This is a genomic window from Streptomyces sp. NPDC086835 (genome assembly GCF_044745705.1).
GTDB lineage: Bacteria > Actinomycetota > Actinomycetes > Streptomycetales > Streptomycetaceae > Streptomyces.
On sequence record NZ_JBIVAU010000005.1, the window covers coordinates 381,766 to 402,570 of the forward strand.

A 20,805-nucleotide genomic window follows, 5' to 3' on the forward strand; every position below is an offset into this window, starting at 1 on the left:
GGGAGGGACACTGATGCGATGCTCCTGGCATGACACGCCGAGTGAAGCCCAGCCTCTACTTCTCCGTCGACGTCGAGGCCGACGGGCCGATTCCGGGCCCGTACTCGATGCTCAGCCTCGGCGCCGCCGTGGCCGGCCGCCAGGACGTCGACGGGTACGAGCCGGCCGATCCCGAGAAGGACACCTTCTACCGTGAACTGCGGCCCATCAGCGAGGGCTTCGTGCCGCAGGCACTGGCCGTGAGCGGCCTGGACCGGGAGCGGCTGACGGCCGAGGGCAGCGAGCCGGCGGCGGCCATGGCCGCGTTCGGCGTCTGGGTGGGCGAGGTGTGCGAGGCGTACGGAGGGGCGCAGCCGGTGATGTGCGGCTATCCGGCCTCCTACGACTGGACGTTCCTGTACTGGTACCTGCTGCGGTTCACCGGGGCGAGCCCGTTCGGGCACTCCGGGTGCCTCGACATGAAGACGCTGTACGCGGTGAAGGCGCGGCTGCCGCTGCGGGCGGTGACGAAGTCGGCGATGCCGCGTGAGCTGCTGTCGGCGCGGCGGCACACCCACCATGCGCTGGACGACGCGATCGAGCAGGCGGAGCTGTTCAGTAATCTGATGGTATGGCCGGGGGTGTGACCCCGGGAGGGGGTCCGCCGTGAAGTCCGTACTGCGCATGCTGCTCGCGTTCCTGATCACGGCGGGGGCGTGCACCGCCTGCACCGGTGACGACTCCGGGGGCGGAGGCGGGTTGGAGGACCCCGCGAAGAAGGACATCGCGATGCGGATCGTCTCCAGTGCGGAGAACTCCACGCTGGACTGGAAGGCGCAGTACAAGTACATCGAGGACATCGGCGACGGCCGCGGCTACACCGCCGGCGTCATCGGCTTCTGCTCGGGCACCGGCGACATGCTCGCGGTGGTCGAGCGCTACGCGAAGGCCAGGCCGGGCAACGCGCTGGAGCGTTTCCTGCCCGCGCTGCGGGCGGTCGAGGGCAGCGATTCGCACAAGGGTCTGGGCAAGCCGTTCACCAGGGCATGGGAGCGGGCCGCGACGTCCGACGCGGCGTTCCGGGCGGCCCAGGACGCCGAGCGGGACGAGACGTACCTGCTGCCCGCAGTGCGTCGGGCCGAGGACGACGGTCTCGGCGCGTTGGGGCAGTTGATCTACTTCGATGCGTACGTCATGCACGGCGCCGACGCCTCCGAGAGCTCCACGGGCTTTCGCGCACTGCGGGAGAAGGCCCTGGCCGGCGCCAAGTCGCCCGCAGAGGGCGGCGACGAGGAGGAGTACCTGAACGCCTTCCTGGACGCCCGCGCCGAGGCGATCCGCAAGGAGCCGTCGCACACCGACACGAGCCGGGTGGAGACGGCGCAGCGGGTTTTCGTGCGGGAGGGGAACTTCGACCTCGAGCCGCCGCTGAACTGGCGGGTCTACGGCGACAGTTACCACATCGGCGCGATGGCGGCCCCGCCCGCGGGCTGAACAGCGTCCGCCCGTCACCGGGCGGGCCGGCTCCTTTTGACAGAGGACGTGGGGTCCATCACAAGCAGTTACGTTGTGCACAACTAAATTGAGCACTACATTGAACGCATCGAGGCAGTGACGCAGCGAGCGGCGCGGCGCACTGCTTCGTGCGAGGAGGAGAATCTCCATGGAATTCGTCAGGTTCGAGACGTACCGACCCGTCGAACGACCCACCTACCAGCAGGAGCTGGACGAAGTCGTCCAGCAGGTCGCGGACCGCACCCGCGGGTCCGTCGAGCGGCAGCGGGTCGGCCGCGCCGTCAGGACGGCGCACGGCAAGACCTATGGACTGGTGAAGGCCACCGTCACGGTGAGTGACCTGGAGGGTCCGTACGCTCAAGGAATCTTCGCCGAGCCGGTGACGTACGACGCCGTGGTCCGCTACTCCAACGGGCTCGGGCACCTGCGGGCCGACTCACTGCTGGGCGCGGCGTGCGGCATGGGGATCAAGATGTTCGGCGTGCCCGGCACGTCGCTGCTGACCGACGAGTCCGAGGCGACCACGTTCGACCTCAACCTGATCAACAACAACGTCTTCTTCGCGAACACCGCGTACGACTACATGGTGATCGAGGAGCTGTTCTCCGAACTGCCGGACGCCCTGGTGAACCCGGCGCGGCGCAAGTCCTGGATGGGCGAGTTCCTCACCCGGCGCGGGACGCTGGGGACGGCGGACGAGTGGCTGTGGGACGAGCTGTTCGCGATGTTGTCCTTCACCAGGGTGCAGCGGCAGAACCTGCTCTCGTACACCTACAACAGCATGGGCGCCTTCCGTTACGGCGACCACATCGCGAAGCTGCGCACGGTGCCCGTCACGCCGGTCGGCCACCTCCAGGTCGATGTCCGGGCGGACGGCGAAGCCTTCCGCAACACGCTGGTCGCAGAGGCGGCCGAGCGTGACCACGCCTTCGAGCTCCAGGTGCAGCTGAACACGGACCTGACCCGGATGCCGGTCGACAACACCTCGGTGGAGTGGCCCGAGCAACTCTCCCCCTGGGTCGGCGTCGCCAGGATCGACATTCCACGCCAGGACATCGGCGGCGCGGACAATCTCACCGCCGCGGACGGCACCTCGATCACCCCCTGGCGTGTGCGCGAGGACCACCGGCCGATCGGCGAGATCCAGCGGGTGCGCGAGGAGGTCTACCGCCGTTCCTCCGTCGAGCGTCACCGCATCAACGGGCAGCCGCGGGTGGAGCCGCGGAGCAGCGCCGAGCTGCTGGGCTGAGCTGCTGGGCTGAGCCGCGGCAGGGGATGTCCGAGAGGCCGCCCGAGGGGCGCCCTCAAGGGCTGAAGAACCGTCACACACTGCCTTGCTGACAGCGAGTCAGCTTCACGCTCTCTTCGCGCAACCACTGCGCCTTCTTCATGTCTCGTTGCCCGGCCACGGGCAAACTCTTCGCAACCGAATGAAGGTTCGGTCGTGCCGCCCGTGTTCTACGCGCGTTGCCGTGGGCGGCGCAGGCCCGAGAAGAGGACGTACATGCCCCCCACACCAGTCACCCGCTGGAAGCATCTCGCCCTGGCCATAGGCGGCTTGTCGCTGGCGATCGCCGCGACCGGCTCGGCGACGGCGATCACCGCGCCCGCGGCCGACGGGACCGCCGGCGCGGCCGCGTCCACGTCGGCGTACGACGACACCTACTACCAGGACGCGATCGGCAGGACCGGACAGGACCTCAAGGACTCCCTCCACACCATCATCAGCAACCAGACAAAGCTGTCCTACTCCCAGGTCTGGGACGCACTCAAGGCCACCGACGAGGATCCGGCCAACTCCGCCAACGTGATCCTGCTCTACACCGGCCGCTCCCAGAGCAAGCCCTCCAACGGCGGCGACCCCGACCAGTGGAACCGCGAGCACACCTGGGCGAAGTCGCACGGCGACTTCGGCACCGCCACCGGCCCGGGTACGGACATCCACCACCTGCGGCCGACCGACGTGTCGGTGAACAGCACCCGCGGCAACAAGGACTTCGACGAGGGAGGCTCCCAGGTCGGGGAGGCGCCCGGCAACTACACCGACAGCGACTCGTTCGAGCCCCGCGACGCGGTCAAGGGCGACGTGGCCCGCATGATCTTCTACATGGCGGTGCGCTACGAGGGCGACGACGCCTTCGCCGACCTGGAGGTCAACGACCAGGTGAACAACGGGTCCATGCCGTACCACGGCCGGCTGTCCGTACTGAAGCAGTGGAACGAGCAGGACCCGCCGGATGCCTTCGAGAAGAGGCGCAACCAGGTGATCTACGACGACTTCCAGCACAACCGGAACCCGTTCGTCGATCACCCCGAGTGGGTCACCGCGATCTGGGGCTGAAACGTTCCCTCCGCGGGGCCGGGGCGCCTGGGGTGACACCCTGGGCGCCCCGGCGTCGGCCTCACTCCGGCCCCGGAACCGGAGCGGGGCCCGGCCCCCGCACTCGGCGGTCGAGGCGCGGGCGATGAGGAGGCGGTGACCTGTGAAGTCCTACGGGACGCGGACGACGATCTTGCCCGTGGCGTCCCCTCGCTCGATGCGTTCGAGGCCGTCGGGGACGAGCCTGTCCAGGGAGATGACCTGGTCGAGCGCGGTCGTGGCGATCTCCGGGTGCGCGGTGAGCAGGGCCAGGGCCTCGGGGAGGTCCTGATCGCAGACGTGGACCTTCGAGGTGTCGAGCGTGATCTCCTCCAGGACCAGCCGGGTCAGGTCGAGCGGCGAAGGGTCGCGGTGGAGGCCGACCAGGCGGACATGCCCGCCCCGGCAGACCGCGTTCATCGCGGTCACGAGACCGGCGGTCGCTCCCGAGGCCTCGATCACCACGTCCGCGCCGACCCCAGCCGTCGCCGCTCTGATCGCGGTGGCCGCGTCCTCACGCGAGGCGTCGATCAGCAGCCCCGCGCCTGCACGGCGCCCTGTCTCCCGCCGGGCGGCCGAGACGTCGACGCCGATGGTCTCGACTCCTCGGGCCGCGCAGGCGGCCACCGCGAGCGATCCGATGCTGCCCAGGCCGATCACCACGACGGTCCTGCCCGGCTCGGGAGTGATGCCGCGTACCGACCGCAGCGCCACGGCGAGGGGCTGCGCCATGATGGCGACGTCAGGGGCGAGTCCGCCCACCGAACGGCTGATCCCCGCCGGGACGTTGACCCGCTCGGCTAGTCCGCCGTCCACATGCAGCCCGAGCGTGTAGTACCGCCCGCAGATGTTGGTCCGCCCCTGCGCACACCAGCGGCAGTTCCCGCACGAGACCCCGGAGCCCGGAACGACCAGATCACCTTCAGTGAAGGCGTCGACGCCGGGGCCGGTCGCGACGACCTCGCCGACCATCTCGTGGCCGATGGCCAGCGGGCCCTGGTGACCGCTCGCGAAGTGCGGCTTGGCGAGCGGGATGAGGTGCGGGCCGGAGGCGTACTCCTCGACGTCGGTGCCGCAGATGCCCGCGCGCACCACGGCGAGCTGGATCTCCCCGGGCCCGGGAGCCGGAGGGGCGGGCCACTCCTGGACCCGGACGTCGCGCCTGCCGTGGAATACAGCGGCTCTCATGACAGTGATCTCCTTGGGACGGTGCCGGAAGCGCTTCGGTACGAGGGGCGGTGCGGTAGGTCGGGCGGCGAGTGACGACCCTGTGTGTGCGGGGTACGAGGCCCGGGGTCACTTGGCGGCGGTCGTGGTCGTGCTCCCGGGAGCGGGGGCGGGGACGAAGGTGACGGCGTCGGCCGGAAGGTGGCGCTCGACGCGCACCAGCAGGAGCGAGCCGAGCGCCGCCGTGGTTGCCACGAGCAGCCACGGCAGCCGGCCGTCGACGGTGAGCAGCGAGGTGAAGACCGTCGGGCCCAGGGCGTACGCCAGCGACCACGACAACTGGTAGGTGGCGAGGTAGCGGCCACGCAGCCGCTGGGGCGCGGCGAACTGCGACAGCGCTCCGGCGGAGGGGGTGTACACCATCTCGCCTACCGTCATGACGAAAACCGCACCCAGTAGTCCGGCGAGCAGGAGCGGAACGCCGTGCGGCCGGACGGTGCCGAGCGCCGCCTGCGCGAGGAAGGAGAGGGAGAAGAGCGCGGCACCGACGGCGGCGGCCCGGGGGCGGGTGGTGAAGCAGCGCCGAGCGAGGGCGGCGACGGGGACACCCAGGGCCGCGCACAACACAGTGTTGAGGAGGAAGGCGCTGCCGACGAGTCCTTCGGGCACGTCCAGCCAGCCCGTCGCGTACAGCGGGAGGAGCGTGGTGAGCGCCGAGAAGCCGAGGACGACGAGCAGGTTGGCGCAGACCAGGCCGAGGAAGGGCCGGTCCTTGGCGACGACTCGGTAGCCACCGCCGCGTACGCGCGGGCCCGCCGGGGGGCGGGGCGGCGCGGCCGGGGTGCGCGCGGCGAGGAATCCCGCGACGAGGAAGCTCGCTCCGTTGAGCCACGCCGTGACCGTGTAACCGAAACCACCCGCGGTGGCGATGACGACGGAGGCCATCAGAGTCCCCGCGCCGAGACCGGCGTTGCCCAGGCTGCGGCTGAGAGCTTGCAAGCGGTCCCGTTCGGTGCCTTCGGCGAGTTCGGCGATCCGCGCTTCCTGGGCGGGCGGGAAGGCGCGTGTTCCCACCGCGGTGAGGAGCGCGACGACGGCGAAGACCGGCAGTGCGTCGGCGAGCGGGAAGCAGGCGAAGCTCAGGCCCCGCACCACGTACACGGAGATCTGCATGGTGCGGGCGCCGAAGCGGTCCACCGCAATGCCCACCACGGGGACGGCGGCGATGCCCACGAGCCCGGTGACGGTGAGCACCAGACCGATCACCGGTAGCGGCAATCCGGTCACATGACGGAAGAACACCAGGCTGAAGGGGATGTACATCCCGGAGCCGACCGCGTCCACGGCGATGCCAGAGACCAGGGCGCGCTCGCCCGGGAAGCGAGGGCGGAGAAAGGACATGCGTCCCCCCATTTCGAGCCGTACACCGCCGGCTCCCAGTAGGTGCGAGTCAGGCAGGGGGGAAGGACGCGGCCGCCGCCAGGAAAGCGTCGTTGTCGGCAGGCAGGCCCAGGGTCACACGGACACCGGCGCCCCCCACGGCCCGTACGGAAACCCCAGCGGTCGCGCAGTGCACGCCGAAGGCGGTGGCGCGCTCGCCGAGCGGCAACCACAGGAAATTGGCCTCGCTCGCAGGTACGCGCCATCCCCGTGCCTCGAGCGCGGCGGCGAGGCGCGTGCGTTCTGCCGTGATGATGTCCGTCCTCCTCGCCACCTCGTCCCCCGAGCGCAGCGCCGCGATCGCGGCCGCCTGCGCGACACTGCCCGCGCTGTACGGCAGGTAGGCCTTGCGTAGGGTGCCGATCACTTCGGGGTGGCCGGCCGCGTAGCCGATGCGCAGCCCTGCCAGTCCGTACGCCTTCGAGAACGTGCGCAGGACGACGAGGTGAGGGCGGCCGGGCAAGAGGGACAGCCCGTCGGGGACCTCCTCGGCGCGCACGTACTCGTGGTACGCCTCATCCAGGACGACGAGGCAGCCGGGAGGCACGCGTCCCAGGAACTCCTCCAGCTCCGCGCGGCCGACGACCGTCCCGGTCGGGTTGTTCGGGTTGCAGACGAAAACCAGCCGGGTGCGGTCGGTGAGGTGCTCCGCCATCGTCGCGAGGTCATGGACGTGCTCACGCAGCGGCACCGCGACGGGGACCGCTCCGGCGAGCCGGGTGAGGAGCGGGTACGCCTCGAACGAGGGCCAGGCGTAGAGGACTTCGTCACCCGGTTCGGCGACGGCGGTGATCAGCTGCTGGGCGACGCCCACCGAACCGCAGCCCAGTGCGATGCCGTCCGGTTCCACCCCGAACCGCTCCGCGAGCTCTGCGGTGAGGGCCTGGCCGCTGTTGTCGGGGTAGCGGTTGATGCCCTCGATCTGCTCCTGGATCGCCCGTGCCACCTTCGGCAGTGGGCCGAACGGCGTCTCGTTGGCGGCGAGGGCGTAGGAGCGGCCCTCCGGGGAGAGCGCCGGCTTCTCAGGCCGGTAGCTCACCAGGCCGCGCACGGCCGCGCGGAACCGGGGCAGTTCTTCCTGGGTGGTCATGAGAAAGGTCCCTTCCGGGTCGTTCATGCTGCGCGCAGGGCGTCGCGCAGCGCGGTGCCGGGGTCGGTGGCGGCCCGGAGGTCGACCACACAGCCGGTGGTGAGGGCGCGGCGTGCCTGCACCAGGTCGCGGGGGCGGTTCACGGTGAGGATCGCGAGGAGGCGATCCCCTTCCAGCCACAGGACCGCCCACTCCGGGTCCTCCGGCGAGCCGCGCAGCACCACCTGGTCGGCGCCCTGGTGGTCGCCCGCGTATTGCACCATCCGGCCGAACTGCTCCGACCAGAAGTACGGAACCGGGTCATGGCACACGTCCTCACCGAGCAGCGCGGCGGCGGCCAGTTCGCTCGCCTTCAGCGCGGTGTCCCAGTGCTCGACCACCATGTGCCGCCCGTACCGCGGTGACCACCAGGCGGCGCAGTCGCCGAGTGCTACCACCTCGGGCCGCGCGGTACGCAGGGACTCGTCGACGACCACGCCGCGCGCGATCTCCAGACCGGAGGCCCTGAGCCAGTCGACCGCGGGGCGGGCGCCGACACCCACCACCACCACGTCCGCGGCGAGGAACTCCCCATCAGCCAGGCACAGTCCGCCGGGGTCCACGGAGGTGACGGCCGTTCCACAGCGCAGGGCGACCCCGGCCTCCGGGTACCAGGAGGCCGTCCACGCGCCGATCCGGGCGCCGACCGCGGCGGCGAGCGGAGCCCGGTCCGCCTCCAGGACCGTGACCCGGCATCCCTTCGCGGCCGCGATCGTGGCAACCTCGGCGCCGATCCAACCTGCGCCGACGAGCGCGAGGTGCGTGCCCGGCCGCAGCAGCGGGCGCAGCGCCCGCACGTCGTCCACGGTGCGGACCACGTGCTGCTGCCCCTCGCCGGGCAGCCGGACAGGCTCCGCGCCGGTCGCGAGGACCAGCCCCCCGAAGGCGAGTGCGCCCGCCGTCGTCTTCAGAACGCCGCCCGGCAGGTGGTCATGCAGGTCGAGGGCCTCGGCGCGTTCACCGAGGCGCAGGTCGATTCCCAGGTTCGCCCAGTCGGTGGGGAAGGAAGTGTCCCCTTCATCGCCGGCCAGCACCGACTTGGTGAGCGGCGGGCGGTCGTACGGCGGGTGGGGTTCCGCACCGACGAGGGTGAGCGCCTTCCGGTAGCCGCGGGCGCGGAGTGCCGCGGCGACGTGCGAGCCGGCGAGTCCGCCGCCGACGACGAGGACGTTGTCCAGGGTCAAGGTGCCAGTTCTCCGTGCGAGTCGGGGGAAGGGGGGAAAGGGGGACGGACCCCGGGGCGGTCTCGTGAAGGGGCCCCGCGGCGCTGCTGCTCGGTCAAGGCCGAGCGCGGCGCGTATGGCTACGGCGAACTGCCCGTTCCTCTCCCCGCCGGCCCGGCCGGCCGCGGTTTCGCCGTGACTGTGCCGCCCGGTCCGGCTCATCGGTCACCGGCGGGCGCGGGGTCAGCCCGAAGGCAGCGAGGGCGGACAGGCTCAGGCCGACGATGACCAGGACCATCGGGACCGAAGTGTCGGAACCGCCGAGGCCGGCCATCGGGGCGGCGAGTCCGCCGAGGGCGAACTGGGCCAGCCCCATGAGGGCCGAGGCGGTGCCCGCCATCCGCGGCGGGCGGCCGGACAGCGCGAGAGCCATCGAGTTCGGCAGGATGAGCCCGATCGGCGCAACCACCAGGAACAGGCCGGGCAGCAGCGTCCAGAGCCCGGCTGCCAGCGAACTCGCCACGGTCAGACTGCCCACGGCGGCGATGGACAGACCGATGCCGAGAAGCCTGCGGGAGCCGTGCCGGTCCAGCAGCCGGGCGCCGACGCGGCCGGCTATGACGATGCCCACGCCGTTCGCCGCGAAGATGCCGGCGAACGCCAGCTGGGGAAGGCCGTAGACCTCCTGGATCACGAACGGCGAACCGGAGATGTAGGTGAACATCGCGGCGAAGGCCAGCCCGCCGGTGAGCATGTATCCCGCGAAGGCCCGGTCGGCGGCCAGCTTGCCGAACGTCACGAGTACGGCCTTCGGCCCGTCGCCGCGACGGTCCTCGGGGGCCAGCGTCTCGGGCATCGCGCGGTACACGACGACGACCAGTACCGCGCCGAGCCCGGTGATGACAGCGAACAGCCCGCGCCACGGCATGACCTGGAGCAGCGCCCCGCCGGCCAGGGGCGCCACGATCGGCGCGAGCGCACTGACCTGGACGAGGCTGGCGAAGAAGCGGGCAGCCGCGGCCCCTTCGTTCCGGTCCCGGACCACGGCGCGGGCGATCACGATCGCGGTGCCGCCCGCGGCGCCCTGGAACAGCCGGAACACGATCAGGAGCCAGACGTTCGGCGCGATGAGGCACAGCAGCGACGCCGTGGTGTAGCCGATGATGCCGCCGAGCAGCAGTCGGCGCCGTCCCAGCAGATCGCTGGCGGGGCCCGCCACCGCCTGGCCGAGCGCGAGCCCGACCAGGCAGGCGGTGAGGGTGAGCTGGATCAGTGAGGCGCCGCCGCCGAGGTCCCTGCCCAGCTCGGGCAGCGCCGGGAGGTACATGTCGATCGACAGTGGGCCGAGCGCGGACAGCGCGGCCAGGGTCGCCACAAGAGTGAACGGAGGTGCCTCGCCACGGTCTTGTGCGGTCTTCGTCACGCTGTTCCCTTCAGGGGGACGGGAGCCGGCGGGTCCGGCCGATGCCGACGGCGAGGACGCCCCGGCCGGACCCTCCGGTCAGCTCGGTGTTGTTCAGGTTCCGATGAGGGTGACCGGGTCACCGAACCTCATCAAGTCGCGGTACAGCTCCGCCCGGGAGTGCCGCATGGTGCGCAGCACACCGATCGCACTCTCGGCCGAGGCCTCGCCCTGGACGATCGAGCGGTCGTCACCGACCAGAGCGGCCGTCACACTGATGTGCCGCTCGATGTCCTGCAGATCGGCCTCGAGCAGCGCGTCGCGGGCGAGCGCCAGCTCGGGGTCGGTCGCCGCCATTTCCGCGAAGGACTGCGCGGAGGCCTTGACGAGATTTCGCATGGCCTTCCTGAACGCCTTGTGCTCAGGCTGCGTCCGGCCGGTGAGTGCCACCGGCACGGCCGGCGGCTGCATGGTCGGCCGGACCTTCGCGTCGTAGCACGGAGCCGACATGTCCCCGGAATGGATCATGGCCGCGGTGAAGCCACGGACATAGGCGATGGCCTCCTGGAGGGCGTCGAACGCCGCGTCGCGGTCCCCGTCCGCCAGCGCGGCGGCCGCCCGGGAGACGGCGTCGGCCGCCGCGAGGTTGAGCACGAAGTAGAAGTGGTGGGTGATGACCCACCGCGTCAGCTCGTCGTCGCCCGGAGCATAGGGGGCCTGCCTTGCCACGGGGGCCTCGTCCGGCTGCGCCGCGGCGCAGTCGCTCGGAACCAGGCCTTCCAGAATCTTGGCCATGGCGTGGACCTCGTAGGCCTGGTCGTTCAGATCCAGCCGCGCGTTGCGCAGATCGCGCAGCGACCGCGCGATGATCGTCGTCACTTCAGAGACCAGGCGGGCGTCGTCGACCGGCGCCGTGCGGACCCCGAAGTACTCGTGGTTGGGAACGATCGGCTTCAGCGCCACGGCATCCATCGGGACGACCATGGCCTCGACGGCGAGCCGGTCGTTCTCCTCCACCGCCGCGTCCATCGCTTTGCGGGCCGCGTCGCCGGCTCCCGCCGGGTTCAACAGCTCACCGTGCAGACGCATCAGCGCGTCGGTCGCCGCGGTGAGAGCGGCAGCGATCGGTGCGGCGGGGCGGGTGCGGCAGCGCACCATGTTGTTCTCGGGAAGGACGACGATCGGGATGTCGGGACAGGCAGCAGACATGTCAATCACCTCACTGTCTTCGGAATGACCTGGGAGCGGTCGGTCAGGGCGACGCTGGTTTCACGATCCGGCGAAACCACGCGCCTCCATGAGGAACTGCCCGAGGTACCCGTCGTGCGGCAGATACGGATCCCGCCACCAGCGCGGGACCCTGCCGTGCAGGACCGTGCGAATGCCGGGGGTGTCCAGGCACTCATCGACGAGCGCGGCGTTGTCGGTGAGCAGGGTCAGGGCCAAGGAGTCGTCCAGCGGGCCGATGCCTTCCGACGGCTCCCAGGGCGCCACCCATACGCAGGGGAACGGCAGTTCCGCGCCCAGCCCCGGGTGGTCGGACCGGTCCACGCACATCACCGCGGGCCGCAGCGCCGCGGCATCCTCGTCGACGACGGTCACCGGACCGCCGTCCGCCTCGTAGTACCGCTCCGTCAGATCGACGGCACCCTGGGCGGCCCGGTGGAGAGCCGCCCGCAGACCTTCGGCCTCCTTGCGCGGGCGGACGGGGAGGACCGCCCGGTCATCGGTGACCGGAAGGCCCGGCAACGCGGCCAGTCTCTCGGCCAGCGCTTCGGCCAGGGCGCGGTGGTCGCCCGAGGTGAAGACGGCGGTGGTGTTGGTGCACCGCACTCCACCGTCGGCGGAGACCTCGGCGACGAGGTGGTCCAGTCCCGCCTCGTCGACCGGTCCGTCCACGAGGATCTTGCTCCGGCCGGGACCGCGGACCAGTACCCGGTCGTTGCCGCGCAGCCGGGCCACCGTGGCCTCGCTGCCGTAGACCAGGGACAGGTCGGCCGCGTCCATGAGAGCGTCGGCGGCGGCGTGGGACCCGGGCAGCAGACTGATCCACCCGGGATCGAGCCCGGCCTCCAGCAGCGCCCGTATCAGGCGCAGCGGGGTGACGGGGTCACGGGTGCCCGGACGCACCACGACCCGGTACCCCAGCGCCACGGCCTGGAGCCAGGCTCCGTGGGTGGCCGGGTGGTTGCTGGGGGCCACGACACCGAAGACCGAACCGCGGCGCACCCAGCGGGCCGTGCGGCCGGCGCCGACGGGGCACTGTTTCGCGACGACGTCGCCGAGCAGCCCGCAGTCGTCCCGCATGCGACCGAGGGTCTGGCGAGCCACCCGGATCGGCACGCCGGAGACGAGTGCCTGGAGGCGGCAGTACTCCTCCGGGGTCTGTCCGCCCAGGGTGGCCTCGGCGAACCGGCGGCCCGCGTCGGCCAGCACCGCGAGGCGCTCGTCCGGTGCCATCTGCGGTGCTTCGCGCATGCGCTTGACCGTGAGCCTGGTCACCAGGGCGGGCGCTTCGTGGACGGTGGCGAGGGGGACGCCGGTCACGCCATGCAGGACACGCGTGTCGCGGGAACTCCGCTCCTCCCCGTCACGGAGCACGGGTATGGACAACACGTCAGACCAACTCCTCTGGTGCCGACCAGGAAAGGGTTCGGAAATCATCCGAGAGCCGGATCGTGAACCGGAACCGGGTGTGCTCCTGGCCGTCATGACCCATCAAATAGCGGATTCCGCTCGTCCGGATCGCCTGCAGAGGGAAACCCTCCGGATATACGCCGGCTTCGCGGTGCTCGTAGAGGGCGTCGAGTCTTTCCCCTAACACCTGAGTGCGCCCGGCAATCAACACCTCGGAGCCGCGCGCGGACGCGCGCACTACCGGCAGTTCCGGGCGCGTCCGGAGACCCGGTGCTCGCCGGAACATATCAGCCCTGACGACGACCCGGTCGCCCTTGCCCATGTCCCGTAATGGATTCCCGAGCCGATGCAGTGCCGCTTCCATTTCTTCGCCGACGACGGCGGCCGTCTGGTTCCCGACCTCTTCAAGACAAACGACTGTCAGATTTCCAGCCACGTGGACCCCTTGCGTGAGTGTTCCGCCGGGGGGGGTCAGACCGGCCATCCATCGAACACCACAGCGCGCGCCGGAGCGGCTTCCACTCCGGAAATCTTGACCGGAAGCGCCATCAGATGAGCGACCCGACTGGTGATCCGGTCAAGGTTCTGGATGTTTTCCAGGATCGGGATGTTGGCGGCCAGCAGCCGGCGGTGCACCTGCCCACTGCGGTCGTCCGGCCGCTCGGTGATGCAGTCCATGCCAACGAGGGCGACGTCGTTCTCGACCATCCAGTCCGCCGAGGACAGGGTGAGATAGGGCGGTTTGTCCCAGTAGTCCTCCCGGCCCAGGTACCGGTTCGGGTGGTCGGTACGGATCAGCAGGCGGTCGCCGGCCTGCCATACGTCGCGGACCGCCTTCTCCAGTTCGTCGCCGGTGACGGGGTCGAGATCGCGGTGGTCGGAGAGGTCCGCGATGACCACCCGTCCGACGAAGGTCTCCAGCGGGACCTCGTCGATTTTCGCGCCGTTCTCGTAGAAGTGGAATCCAGATTCCACATGAGTCCCGTTATGCGGGAAGATCTGGAGGTCGGAGAAGGTCCGACCCACGCCGGCCGGGTCGGTTTCCGGGGACATCGCCTTACGTATACCAAACTTCGGATACCACGAGGCGTTATAGGAAGGCATCCCCTCGTACCAACCCTGACTGATATCGACCATCTTCATGATGTACCCCCGCTGTTCATTTCGTTCAGTTTTCAGCCAACGGCAGACGCCCTGCCTGAGGACGGCACGGCGATGACAGCACAGGAACAATGCGCTTGGCAATCCCCTCACTTCTGAACTACTGTCCGATTGCAGATCTTTCCGGGGGGACAAGACTCAGCGATGGCGATGCCACAACCACGACTGGGCGGCACCCCCCCTGAGCTCTATCGGAGCATCCCGACAGTCCCTTGGAAGGCTTTCCATGATCGTGGTAATGAGTCCGCAGGCTGTCCGCGAACAGGTTGAATCCGCAAGTGAATTACTTCGGAGCCGTGGCCTGATTCCGATATCCAGCACTGTGGCGGGTGTCACAGCATTAATCACCGAAGGAACCGACGGGCCTGAATTGGCAACGGTTCTGGAAAGTGCGCCCGGCGTCGACCGAGTGGTGACAGTGTCCGGATCGCAGCGGTTGACCAGCCGTGTGTTCCGTCCCGAGGACACCCAAGTGACGCTTCGCTCCGCCGGCGGAGCGGTGTTCGGCGGCACCGGATTCGCCGTCATCGCCGGTCCCTGCGCGGTCGAGAGCCCGGCGCAGATGAACGCCGTGGTGGACTCGGTCGTCGCAAGCGGCGCCGTCATGCTGCGCGGCGGCGCGTTCAAGCCCCGGACCTCCCCGTACAGCTTTCAGGGGCTGGGACTCGCGGGGCTGACCCTCCTCGCCGAGCAGCGGAAGCGGACCGGCCTGCCGGTCGTCACCGAGGTCGTGACCCCGGAAGACGTGGAATGCGTCGCCGAGGAGAGCGACATGCTCCAGATCGGTGCGCGGAACATGCAGAACTTCGAGTTGCTCCGCGAGGCGGGAGCTTCCGGACGGCCCGTCCTCCTCAAGCGCGGAATGTCCGCCACCATCGAGGAGTGGCTGCTCGCGGCCGAGTACGTGCTGCACATGGGGAACAGCGACGTCGTCCTGTGCGAGCGCGGTATCCGCAGCTTCGAGCGCGGCACCCGGTTCACCCTGGACCTCAGCGCGGTGGCCGAGGCCAAGCGGCTCACCCATCTGCCGGTGATCGTCGACCCGAGCCACAGCACCGGCAAGCCCCACCTCGTCGCGCCGATGTCCCTGGCGGCGGCCGCGTGCGGTGCCGACGGGCTGATCGTCGATGTCCACACGGACGCCTCGAACGCGATGTGCGACGGCGCCCAGGCTCTCGACGGTGAGCAGTTCAGCACCCTCATGGACCGGCTCAAGCCGGTCGTGGAGGCCGTGGGGCGCACCCTGTCGCCGGCCCTCACCCACTCCCTCGCCTGATCCCACATTCCTTGGAGTCACCACATGTCCGAGCACATCATCGACCCGTTAGCCGCCGACCTCGCGCCGGAGGACTTCATCCACGCCGCGATGCAGTGGCACTTCTCCCCCACCACCGGCTCGCCGTACTGGGTGAAGCGCGCGGCGGAACTGGACTTCAACCCGCTCACCGACGTCCACACCTGGGACGACCTCGACCTCTTCCCGGACGTCAGTGACGAATGGAAGGACGTGCCGGTCGACGCGCTGGTCCCCGCGGGAATCGGCAGGGAGGGCTGGGACTTCCAGGTCTTCGACAGCGGGGGCACCACAGGGCGGCCCAAACGCATCGTGGAATCGCGGTCGCGCCGCAACGGTGTCCACTGGGTGAGCGAGGTTCTCGCCGATCACAAGGTTCCCGGCGAGGGCGAGGGCCACTGGCTGCATCTCGGGCCCACGGGGCCACACATCGTGGGCCGTTCCATCGGGCTGCTGGCGCAGATGCGCGGCACGTTCTGCCACTACATCGACTTCGACCCGCGCTGGGTCAAGAACAGCGTGAAGCAGGGGCGGACCGATGAGGCCGCCCGCTATGTGAAGCACATCCTGGCGCAGGCTCGCGACATCCTGTCCACCCAGCCCGTCTCCGTCCTCTTCGCCACCCCGCCGGTGCTCGAAGCACTGGCCGCCGACGACAAGCTGCTGGATCTGGTGCAGCGGAAGGTGCGCGGCATCATCTGGGCCGGCACCAGCGTGAGCCCCGAGACACTCCGGGCCTTCGAGGACGAGCTCTTCCCCGATGCCGCCGTGGTCGGCCTGTACGGCAACACCATGATGGGCATCGCCCCACAGCGTCCCCGTGAGGGCGGACAGGACGACGAACGCTGTGTCTTCATCCCCTTCCACCCGTTCAGCCGGGTCAAGGTGGTGGACCCCGAGAACACCAGCACCTCCGTCGCCCACGGCGAGCGGGGGCAGGCGAAGATCAGCCTCGTCTCCCGGGACCTGTTGCTCCCCTGGACGCTGGAGCGCGACTCCGTGCTGCGCATCGCGCCCACCGCGAAGTACCCCCAGGACGGGCTGGCCGACATCAGGCCCCTCGCCGTGGCCGACGGCCAGACCGCTGTCGAAGGGGTGTACTAGGCATGAGCTCCACTGCCACACCCGTGCTCACCCCTGAGCGGCCCGTCGCGGTGCTCGAACGTACCGACCGGGACAGCCTGCTTGCCACCTGCCGGCGCGCCCTCGACCAGGCCCGCCGCAGCCAGCGTCCTGTTCTCGTCAGCTGGGCCAAGCCGCTCTCCCTCGCTGACCCCGTCGCGATCTGGAGTCGGGCCCGTCGCGGTACGCCGCGTTCCTTCCTGTGGCAGTCGGCATGGGACCGCGGATCCGTCGTCGCAATCGGATCGGCGCGTGATCTGCGGGGACGGGGCGAGAACCGTGTCGCATCCGTCCGCGACGGTTGGCAGGCCCTGACCCGGGACCTCGTCGCGGGAGGAACAGCGGACACCGAACTGCCCGCGGGCGAAGGCCCCCTGGTCATCGGCGGTTTCGCGTTCAGCCCCGAGGACGCCTCGGAGAGGGGACGCCTTCCCGATGCCCTGATGTGGGTGCCCGCATTGCAGATCCGTGGCACGGTGCCCGACCAGGCCGCCACCGACCGTCCCGGCCCGGCCGAACTACGCCTCAACGCGGTGCTGTTGCACGACAGCGACCCCGAGCTGGTGGCCAACGGCCTGATCCATCTGGCCGACCTCTGCCTTCCGCCGGAGGCCGCCGCCGAAGCGCCGAAGTCCGCGTACGCAAGCGGACGGACGTACACCAGGACCGAGTTGCCGGACGCCGACCACTGGAAGGGGCTGGTCCACCGCGCGACCGGCCGGATCCGGGACGGCGCCTTCGAGAAGGTGGTGCTGGCGCGCGAGCTGCGGGTCACCGCCTCCAGCCCGTTCGACGTGCCGACCGCGGTGAACAGGCTGCGCAGCGCCTATCCCGACACCACCGTTTTCGCGGTGGACCACGAGGAGTACACCTTCCTCGGCGCGACCCCCGAGTACCTGGTACGGGTCGACCGGCGGGCGGTGCACGCGCTAGGGCTGGCCGGCACGGCGCCCCGAGGGCTCACCCCGGAACAGGACGCGGCGCTCGCCCTCGAACTGGCCGGGAGCGCCAAGATCCAGCACGAGCACGACGTCGTGGTGCAGATGCTCCGCGACGCCCTGCGGGACTCGTGCGTCAATGTCGCCTCCGATGCGGAACCGAGCGTGGTCAAGCTCGCCAACGTCCAGCATCTGTCGACGAAGGTCCGCGGCGAGCTGGCGGCGGACTCCACCGCGGGAATCCTGGACTTCGTCGACCGTCTCCACCCCACCCCGGCCCTCGGCGGGCACCCCCGCAAGGAGTCGCTGAGTTGGCTCTCCGACAACGAGGGGCTCGACCGGAGCTGGTACGCGGGAGTGGTCGGCTGGGCCGACCACTCCGGGCAGGGTCAGTTCGCGGTCACCATACGATCCGCCCTGGTCGACGGCCCATCCGCCTCGCTGTACGCCGGCTGCGGCATCGTGGCCGACTCCGATCCCGAGGCGGAGTACGCGGAGTCCTGCGCGAAGCTGCGCCCGATGATGTCCGCCCTGGGAATCGAGTGACCGGTATCCCGTCCGGGTCCTCCCTCACCAGGGTCGGCCCGGCCGGGTCCTGGAAGTCACCGGGGACTCCGCGAGCCTGTCGGGCCTGGAGCAGGCCGCAGGGGCGGCACATCACGCAGGAGCTGGGGACGCGGCACCTGTTCGTGGACACCCATGAGCCGGCGGCGGGCGGGTGCGCGGAGAACACCCCGCCCCGCTGCCGGCTCTGCAAGGACGGTCACCTCGGATGTCGTCCGGGTCGTCCTTGGAACTCCGGTCGTCGCGGAATTCGACACCGGTGAACAGATACCCCGCCCAGTACGAGAGACGAACGTGATCGAGACCCCCACCATCGGGACCCGCGGGCGCCACGTGGGCAAGCGGGGGTTCGCCGCGGTCGCGGTCGTCGCCGCCGAACGCACCAGTCCACAATCAACAGTGAGGTAAGAATGACCGTCAAGCCTGCCGCTCCCCGCGTGGTCGTCATCGTCGACGCGTATTCGAGCGCACGATCCCTTGCCCCGCTCTTCCGGGAACGCGGCTATGAATGCGTCCACGTCCAGAGCACCCCGGTGATTCCGGCGGGGTACGAGAAGAGCTTCAGGGCATCGGACTTCACCGCCAACATCGTGCACACGGGGGATGTCGCCGCAACGGTCGCGGCCCTCGCCGCGCACACGCCGACGAGTCTGCTGGCAGGCATCGAGAGCGGGGTCGAGGTCGCGGACTTGTTGAGCGAGGCGCTCGGCCTGCGGACGAACGGCACGGCGCTCAGCCCGTCCCGCCGGGACAAGTTCCGCATGATGGAGACGGTCAAGGAGGCCGGGGTACCCGGCGTCGGCCAGATCCTGGCCACCGACCTCGACACGCTGCTCGCCTGGTACCAGGAGGCGGAAGGCCGGGTGGTGCTGAAGCCGTTGAAGAGCGCGGGAAGCGACGGCGTCCACTTCTGTGACGACGCGGACCAGGTGCGCGCTGCGTTCGAGGCGCTGATCGGCACCGAGAGCGCGCTGGAGCTGCACAACCACGCGGTGCTGGCACAGGAATACCTGGTCGGCAGTGAGTACATCGTGAACACCGTGAGCCTGGACGGCAAGCACCACGTCACGGACATCTGGAAGATGCACCACCTCGCCGCCAACGGGGTGCACGACATGGCAGCCGGGGCGCAACTGATGCCCCGTCATGGCGCGGACCAGGACGCGCTGGTCGACTACAATTGCCAGGTCCTGGATGCCCTGGGGGTGCGCCACGGTCCCGCGCACACCGAGCTCAAGCTGACGCCGCAGGGCCCGCGGCTGGTCGAGAGTGCCGCCCGGATCTGCGGTGCGGACGTGCATGTGCCGACCAAGGGCGCGATCGGTGAGAGTCAGCTGGACTGGACCGTGGACGCGTACGTCGACCCTGAGCGCTTCCTTGAGCGCTGGGAGACCGGCTATGAACTGACCCGGCACGCCGGGATCGTCAACATGGTCTCGCCGGCGGCGGGCAAGCTCGTCAGCTACCCGAAGATGGCAGAACTCCGCGGGCTGGAGAGCTTCCACGACATCACCCTGAACGTGCACCCGGGCGACGAGATCCATCGCTCGATCGACGACTGGACCTACCCCATGCGCGTGTACCTCGTGCACGAGACCGAGAGCGTCGTCATGCACAACATCCTGTCGGCGCGGTACATGGACGGCGAAGGGTTCTACGAGGTGGTCTGATCTTGTCGTCCAACCTGCGGCGGTTCGATGTGTGGGGTATCACGAGGAACTGGCGCCGGTTGGACGGGCGAGGCCACCGCCGAACGTGAAGCGAAAGCCGCCCGGCCACCGTCCCCGTGGAGACACCGCCCCGCCTCTGAAACTTGCCGCGCCGGAACGGGCGTTCCCCCAGGTCCGCCGAAGCGCCACAGGTCTGGGCCATAGGGACTTCCCGCCGCCCCTTTACGCCCGGGCGTCACAGTGACTTACTCGTGTGACGTGTCCATGACTTCCCGCGGGCCCCGGGAAGTCGTGCGCCTGACGCTCGTCCGCCGATCCCCCACCCTGCCAGGAGGCAGTCATGCCTGTGTCACGAGTTGGATTCGCGCGTCGCGGAAGATCGAAGACCGCCACCGTCATCGGCACCCTCGTCTCGGCCGGTGCCTTGCTCATGACCACCACCGGTACGGCCGCCGCCGCCCCGCCGCCGCCGGACGAGCCCGTCAAGCCCGGTCAGGCCTGGATGGGTTCGGGAACCCGTATCGAGCAGCCGCGCGCCGCCGAGGCGGGCAGCCCGATCACGCCGATGGACACGAGCGGTGTCCAGGGGATCGACGTCTCCCACTGGCAGGGCGCGATCAACTGGGGCTCGGTCAAGAGCGCCGGGATCGACTTCGCCTACATGAAGGCCACCGAGGGAACCAGCTTCAAGGACTCGCGCTTCGGCGCGAACTACACCGGCTCCTACAACGCCGGCCTGGTCCGCGGGGCGTACCACTTCGCCCGGCCGAACTACTCGAACGGGGCGACCCAGGCGAACTTCTTCGCCTCCAACGGCGGCGCCTGGTCCCGGGACAACAGGACGCTGCCCGGTGTCCTCGACATCGAGCACAACCCGTCGGGCGCCATGTGCTACGGCCTGTCGACGACCCAGATGCGCACCTGGATCAACGACTTCTACAACACGTACAAGGCGCGCACGACCCGGGACGTCGTCATCTACACGACCGCGAGCTGGTGGAACACCTGCACCGGCAACTGGACCGGTATGTCCACCAAGGCGCCCCTGTGGGTCGCCCACTGGGGCGTCAGCAGCCCGAGCATCCCCAACGGCTTCCCCACGTGGACCTTCTGGCAGTACACCGCGACCGGTCGGGTCAGCGGTGTCGCGGGGGACGTGGACCGCAACAAGTTCAACGGCTCGATGACGCGGCTGATCGCGCTCGCGAACAACACCGCCTGACCCGAGGCGTCCCCGGCACAGCGGAACGCCGCCGGGTGGAGCC

18 protein-coding genes are annotated in these 20,805 nt (G+C 69.9%); 9 read left to right on the plus strand and 9 right to left on the minus strand.

The window, feature by feature from the left end; all coding sequences use genetic code 11:
• Positions 1 to 29: 29 nt before the first annotated feature.
• From ACIPJI_RS19585 to ACIPJI_RS19600, 4 genes are all read left to right on the plus strand, one after another.
• Positions 30 to 626 carry an exonuclease gene (locus ACIPJI_RS19585; RefSeq protein WP_356621560.1) on the plus strand — a complete coding sequence of 199 codons (597 nt, stop codon included), beginning with the start codon at positions 30 to 32 and terminating at the stop codon, positions 624 to 626.
• 37 nt (positions 627 to 663) lie between these two features.
• The gene (locus ACIPJI_RS19590) at positions 664 to 1,473 is read left to right on the plus strand and encodes a chitosanase (protein ID WP_356621610.1); all 810 of its coding nucleotides are present in this window, start codon (positions 664 to 666) and stop codon (positions 1,471 to 1,473) included.
• 169 nt (positions 1,474 to 1,642) lie between these two features.
• Positions 1,643 to 2,743: a catalase family protein gene (locus ACIPJI_RS19595; RefSeq protein ID WP_402247588.1), complete on the plus strand. Its 1,101-nt coding sequence runs from the start codon at positions 1,643 to 1,645 to the stop codon at positions 2,741 to 2,743.
• Between the two features lie 255 nt (positions 2,744 to 2,998).
• Positions 2,999 to 3,835, plus strand: a complete 837-nt coding sequence (locus ACIPJI_RS19600) for an endonuclease I family protein (protein WP_402247590.1) — start codon at positions 2,999 to 3,001, stop codon at positions 3,833 to 3,835.
• 150 nt (positions 3,836 to 3,985) lie between these two features.
• Here the strand turns inward: ACIPJI_RS19600 and ACIPJI_RS19605 are convergent, their stop codons facing one another.
• The 9 genes from ACIPJI_RS19605 to ACIPJI_RS19645 all read right to left on the minus strand — a co-directional run bounded on the left by ACIPJI_RS19605 (position 3,986) and on the right by ACIPJI_RS19645 (position 13,934).
• Entirely contained in the window at positions 3,986 to 5,041 is a 1,056-nt protein-coding gene (locus tag ACIPJI_RS19605; protein ID WP_402247592.1) for a zinc-binding dehydrogenase, read from the minus strand.
• Between the two features lie 108 nt (positions 5,042 to 5,149).
• Positions 5,150 to 6,421, minus strand: a complete 1,272-nt coding sequence (locus ACIPJI_RS19610; RefSeq protein ID WP_402247594.1) for an MFS transporter — start codon at positions 6,419 to 6,421, stop codon at positions 5,150 to 5,152.
• A 49-nt stretch (positions 6,422 to 6,470) separates the two neighbouring features.
• Positions 6,471 to 7,550, minus strand: coding sequence for a histidinol-phosphate transaminase (hisC, locus tag ACIPJI_RS19615; protein WP_402247597.1), 1,080 nt, complete (start codon positions 7,548 to 7,550; stop codon positions 6,471 to 6,473).
• 23 nt (positions 7,551 to 7,573) lie between these two features.
• Positions 7,574 to 8,773, minus strand: a complete 1,200-nt coding sequence (locus tag ACIPJI_RS19620) for an NAD(P)/FAD-dependent oxidoreductase (RefSeq protein ID WP_402247599.1) — start codon at positions 8,771 to 8,773, stop codon at positions 7,574 to 7,576.
• 94 nt (positions 8,774 to 8,867) lie between these two features.
• A complete protein-coding gene (locus ACIPJI_RS19625; protein WP_402247601.1) occupies positions 8,868 to 10,175 on the minus strand; it encodes a multidrug effflux MFS transporter in 1,308 nt (435 codons plus the stop codon).
• 93 nt (positions 10,176 to 10,268) lie between these two features.
• On the minus strand, positions 10,269 to 11,363 hold the full coding sequence (locus tag ACIPJI_RS19630) for a hypothetical protein (protein WP_402247603.1): 1,095 nt from the start codon (positions 11,361 to 11,363) through the stop codon (positions 10,269 to 10,271).
• A 60-nt stretch (positions 11,364 to 11,423) separates the two neighbouring features.
• Positions 11,424 to 12,818, minus strand: a complete 1,395-nt coding sequence (locus tag ACIPJI_RS19635) for an aldehyde dehydrogenase family protein (RefSeq protein ID WP_402247605.1) — start codon at positions 12,816 to 12,818, stop codon at positions 11,424 to 11,426.
• Positions 12,772 to 13,227 (minus strand): hypothetical protein, encoded by a 456-nt coding sequence (locus tag ACIPJI_RS19640; protein WP_402247607.1) that lies wholly within the window; start codon positions 13,225 to 13,227, stop codon positions 12,772 to 12,774. The genes ACIPJI_RS19635 and ACIPJI_RS19640 overlap by 47 nt, the downstream gene beginning before the upstream one ends.
• A gap of 35 nt (positions 13,228 to 13,262) precedes the next feature.
• Entirely contained in the window at positions 13,263 to 13,934 is a 672-nt protein-coding gene (locus ACIPJI_RS19645) for a cyclase family protein (RefSeq protein WP_402247609.1), read from the minus strand.
• A 256-nt stretch (positions 13,935 to 14,190) separates the two neighbouring features.
• On the opposite strand from ACIPJI_RS19645, the gene aroF reads away from it, so the two are divergent.
• From aroF to ACIPJI_RS19670, 5 genes are all read left to right on the plus strand, one after another.
• A complete protein-coding gene (aroF, locus tag ACIPJI_RS19650; protein WP_402247611.1) occupies positions 14,191 to 15,228 on the plus strand; it encodes a 3-deoxy-7-phosphoheptulonate synthase in 1,038 nt (345 codons plus the stop codon).
• 24 nt (positions 15,229 to 15,252) lie between these two features.
• Complete coding sequence (locus ACIPJI_RS19655; protein ID WP_402247613.1) at positions 15,253 to 16,350, plus strand: AMP-binding protein; 1,098 nt, start codon at positions 15,253 to 15,255, stop codon at positions 16,348 to 16,350.
• Positions 16,351 to 16,352: 2 nt separating this feature from the next.
• Positions 16,353 to 17,852: an isochorismate synthase MenF gene (locus ACIPJI_RS19660; RefSeq protein WP_402247614.1), complete on the plus strand. Its 1,500-nt coding sequence runs from the start codon at positions 16,353 to 16,355 to the stop codon at positions 17,850 to 17,852.
• Positions 17,853 to 18,280: 428 nt separating this feature from the next.
• The gene (locus ACIPJI_RS19665; protein ID WP_402247616.1) at positions 18,281 to 19,540 is read left to right on the plus strand and encodes an ATP-grasp domain-containing protein; all 1,260 of its coding nucleotides are present in this window, start codon (positions 18,281 to 18,283) and stop codon (positions 19,538 to 19,540) included.
• A 340-nt stretch (positions 19,541 to 19,880) separates the two neighbouring features.
• Positions 19,881 to 20,762, plus strand: a complete 882-nt coding sequence (locus ACIPJI_RS19670; RefSeq protein WP_402247618.1) for a lysozyme — start codon at positions 19,881 to 19,883, stop codon at positions 20,760 to 20,762.
• The last annotated feature ends 43 nt before the right edge of the window (positions 20,763 to 20,805 follow it).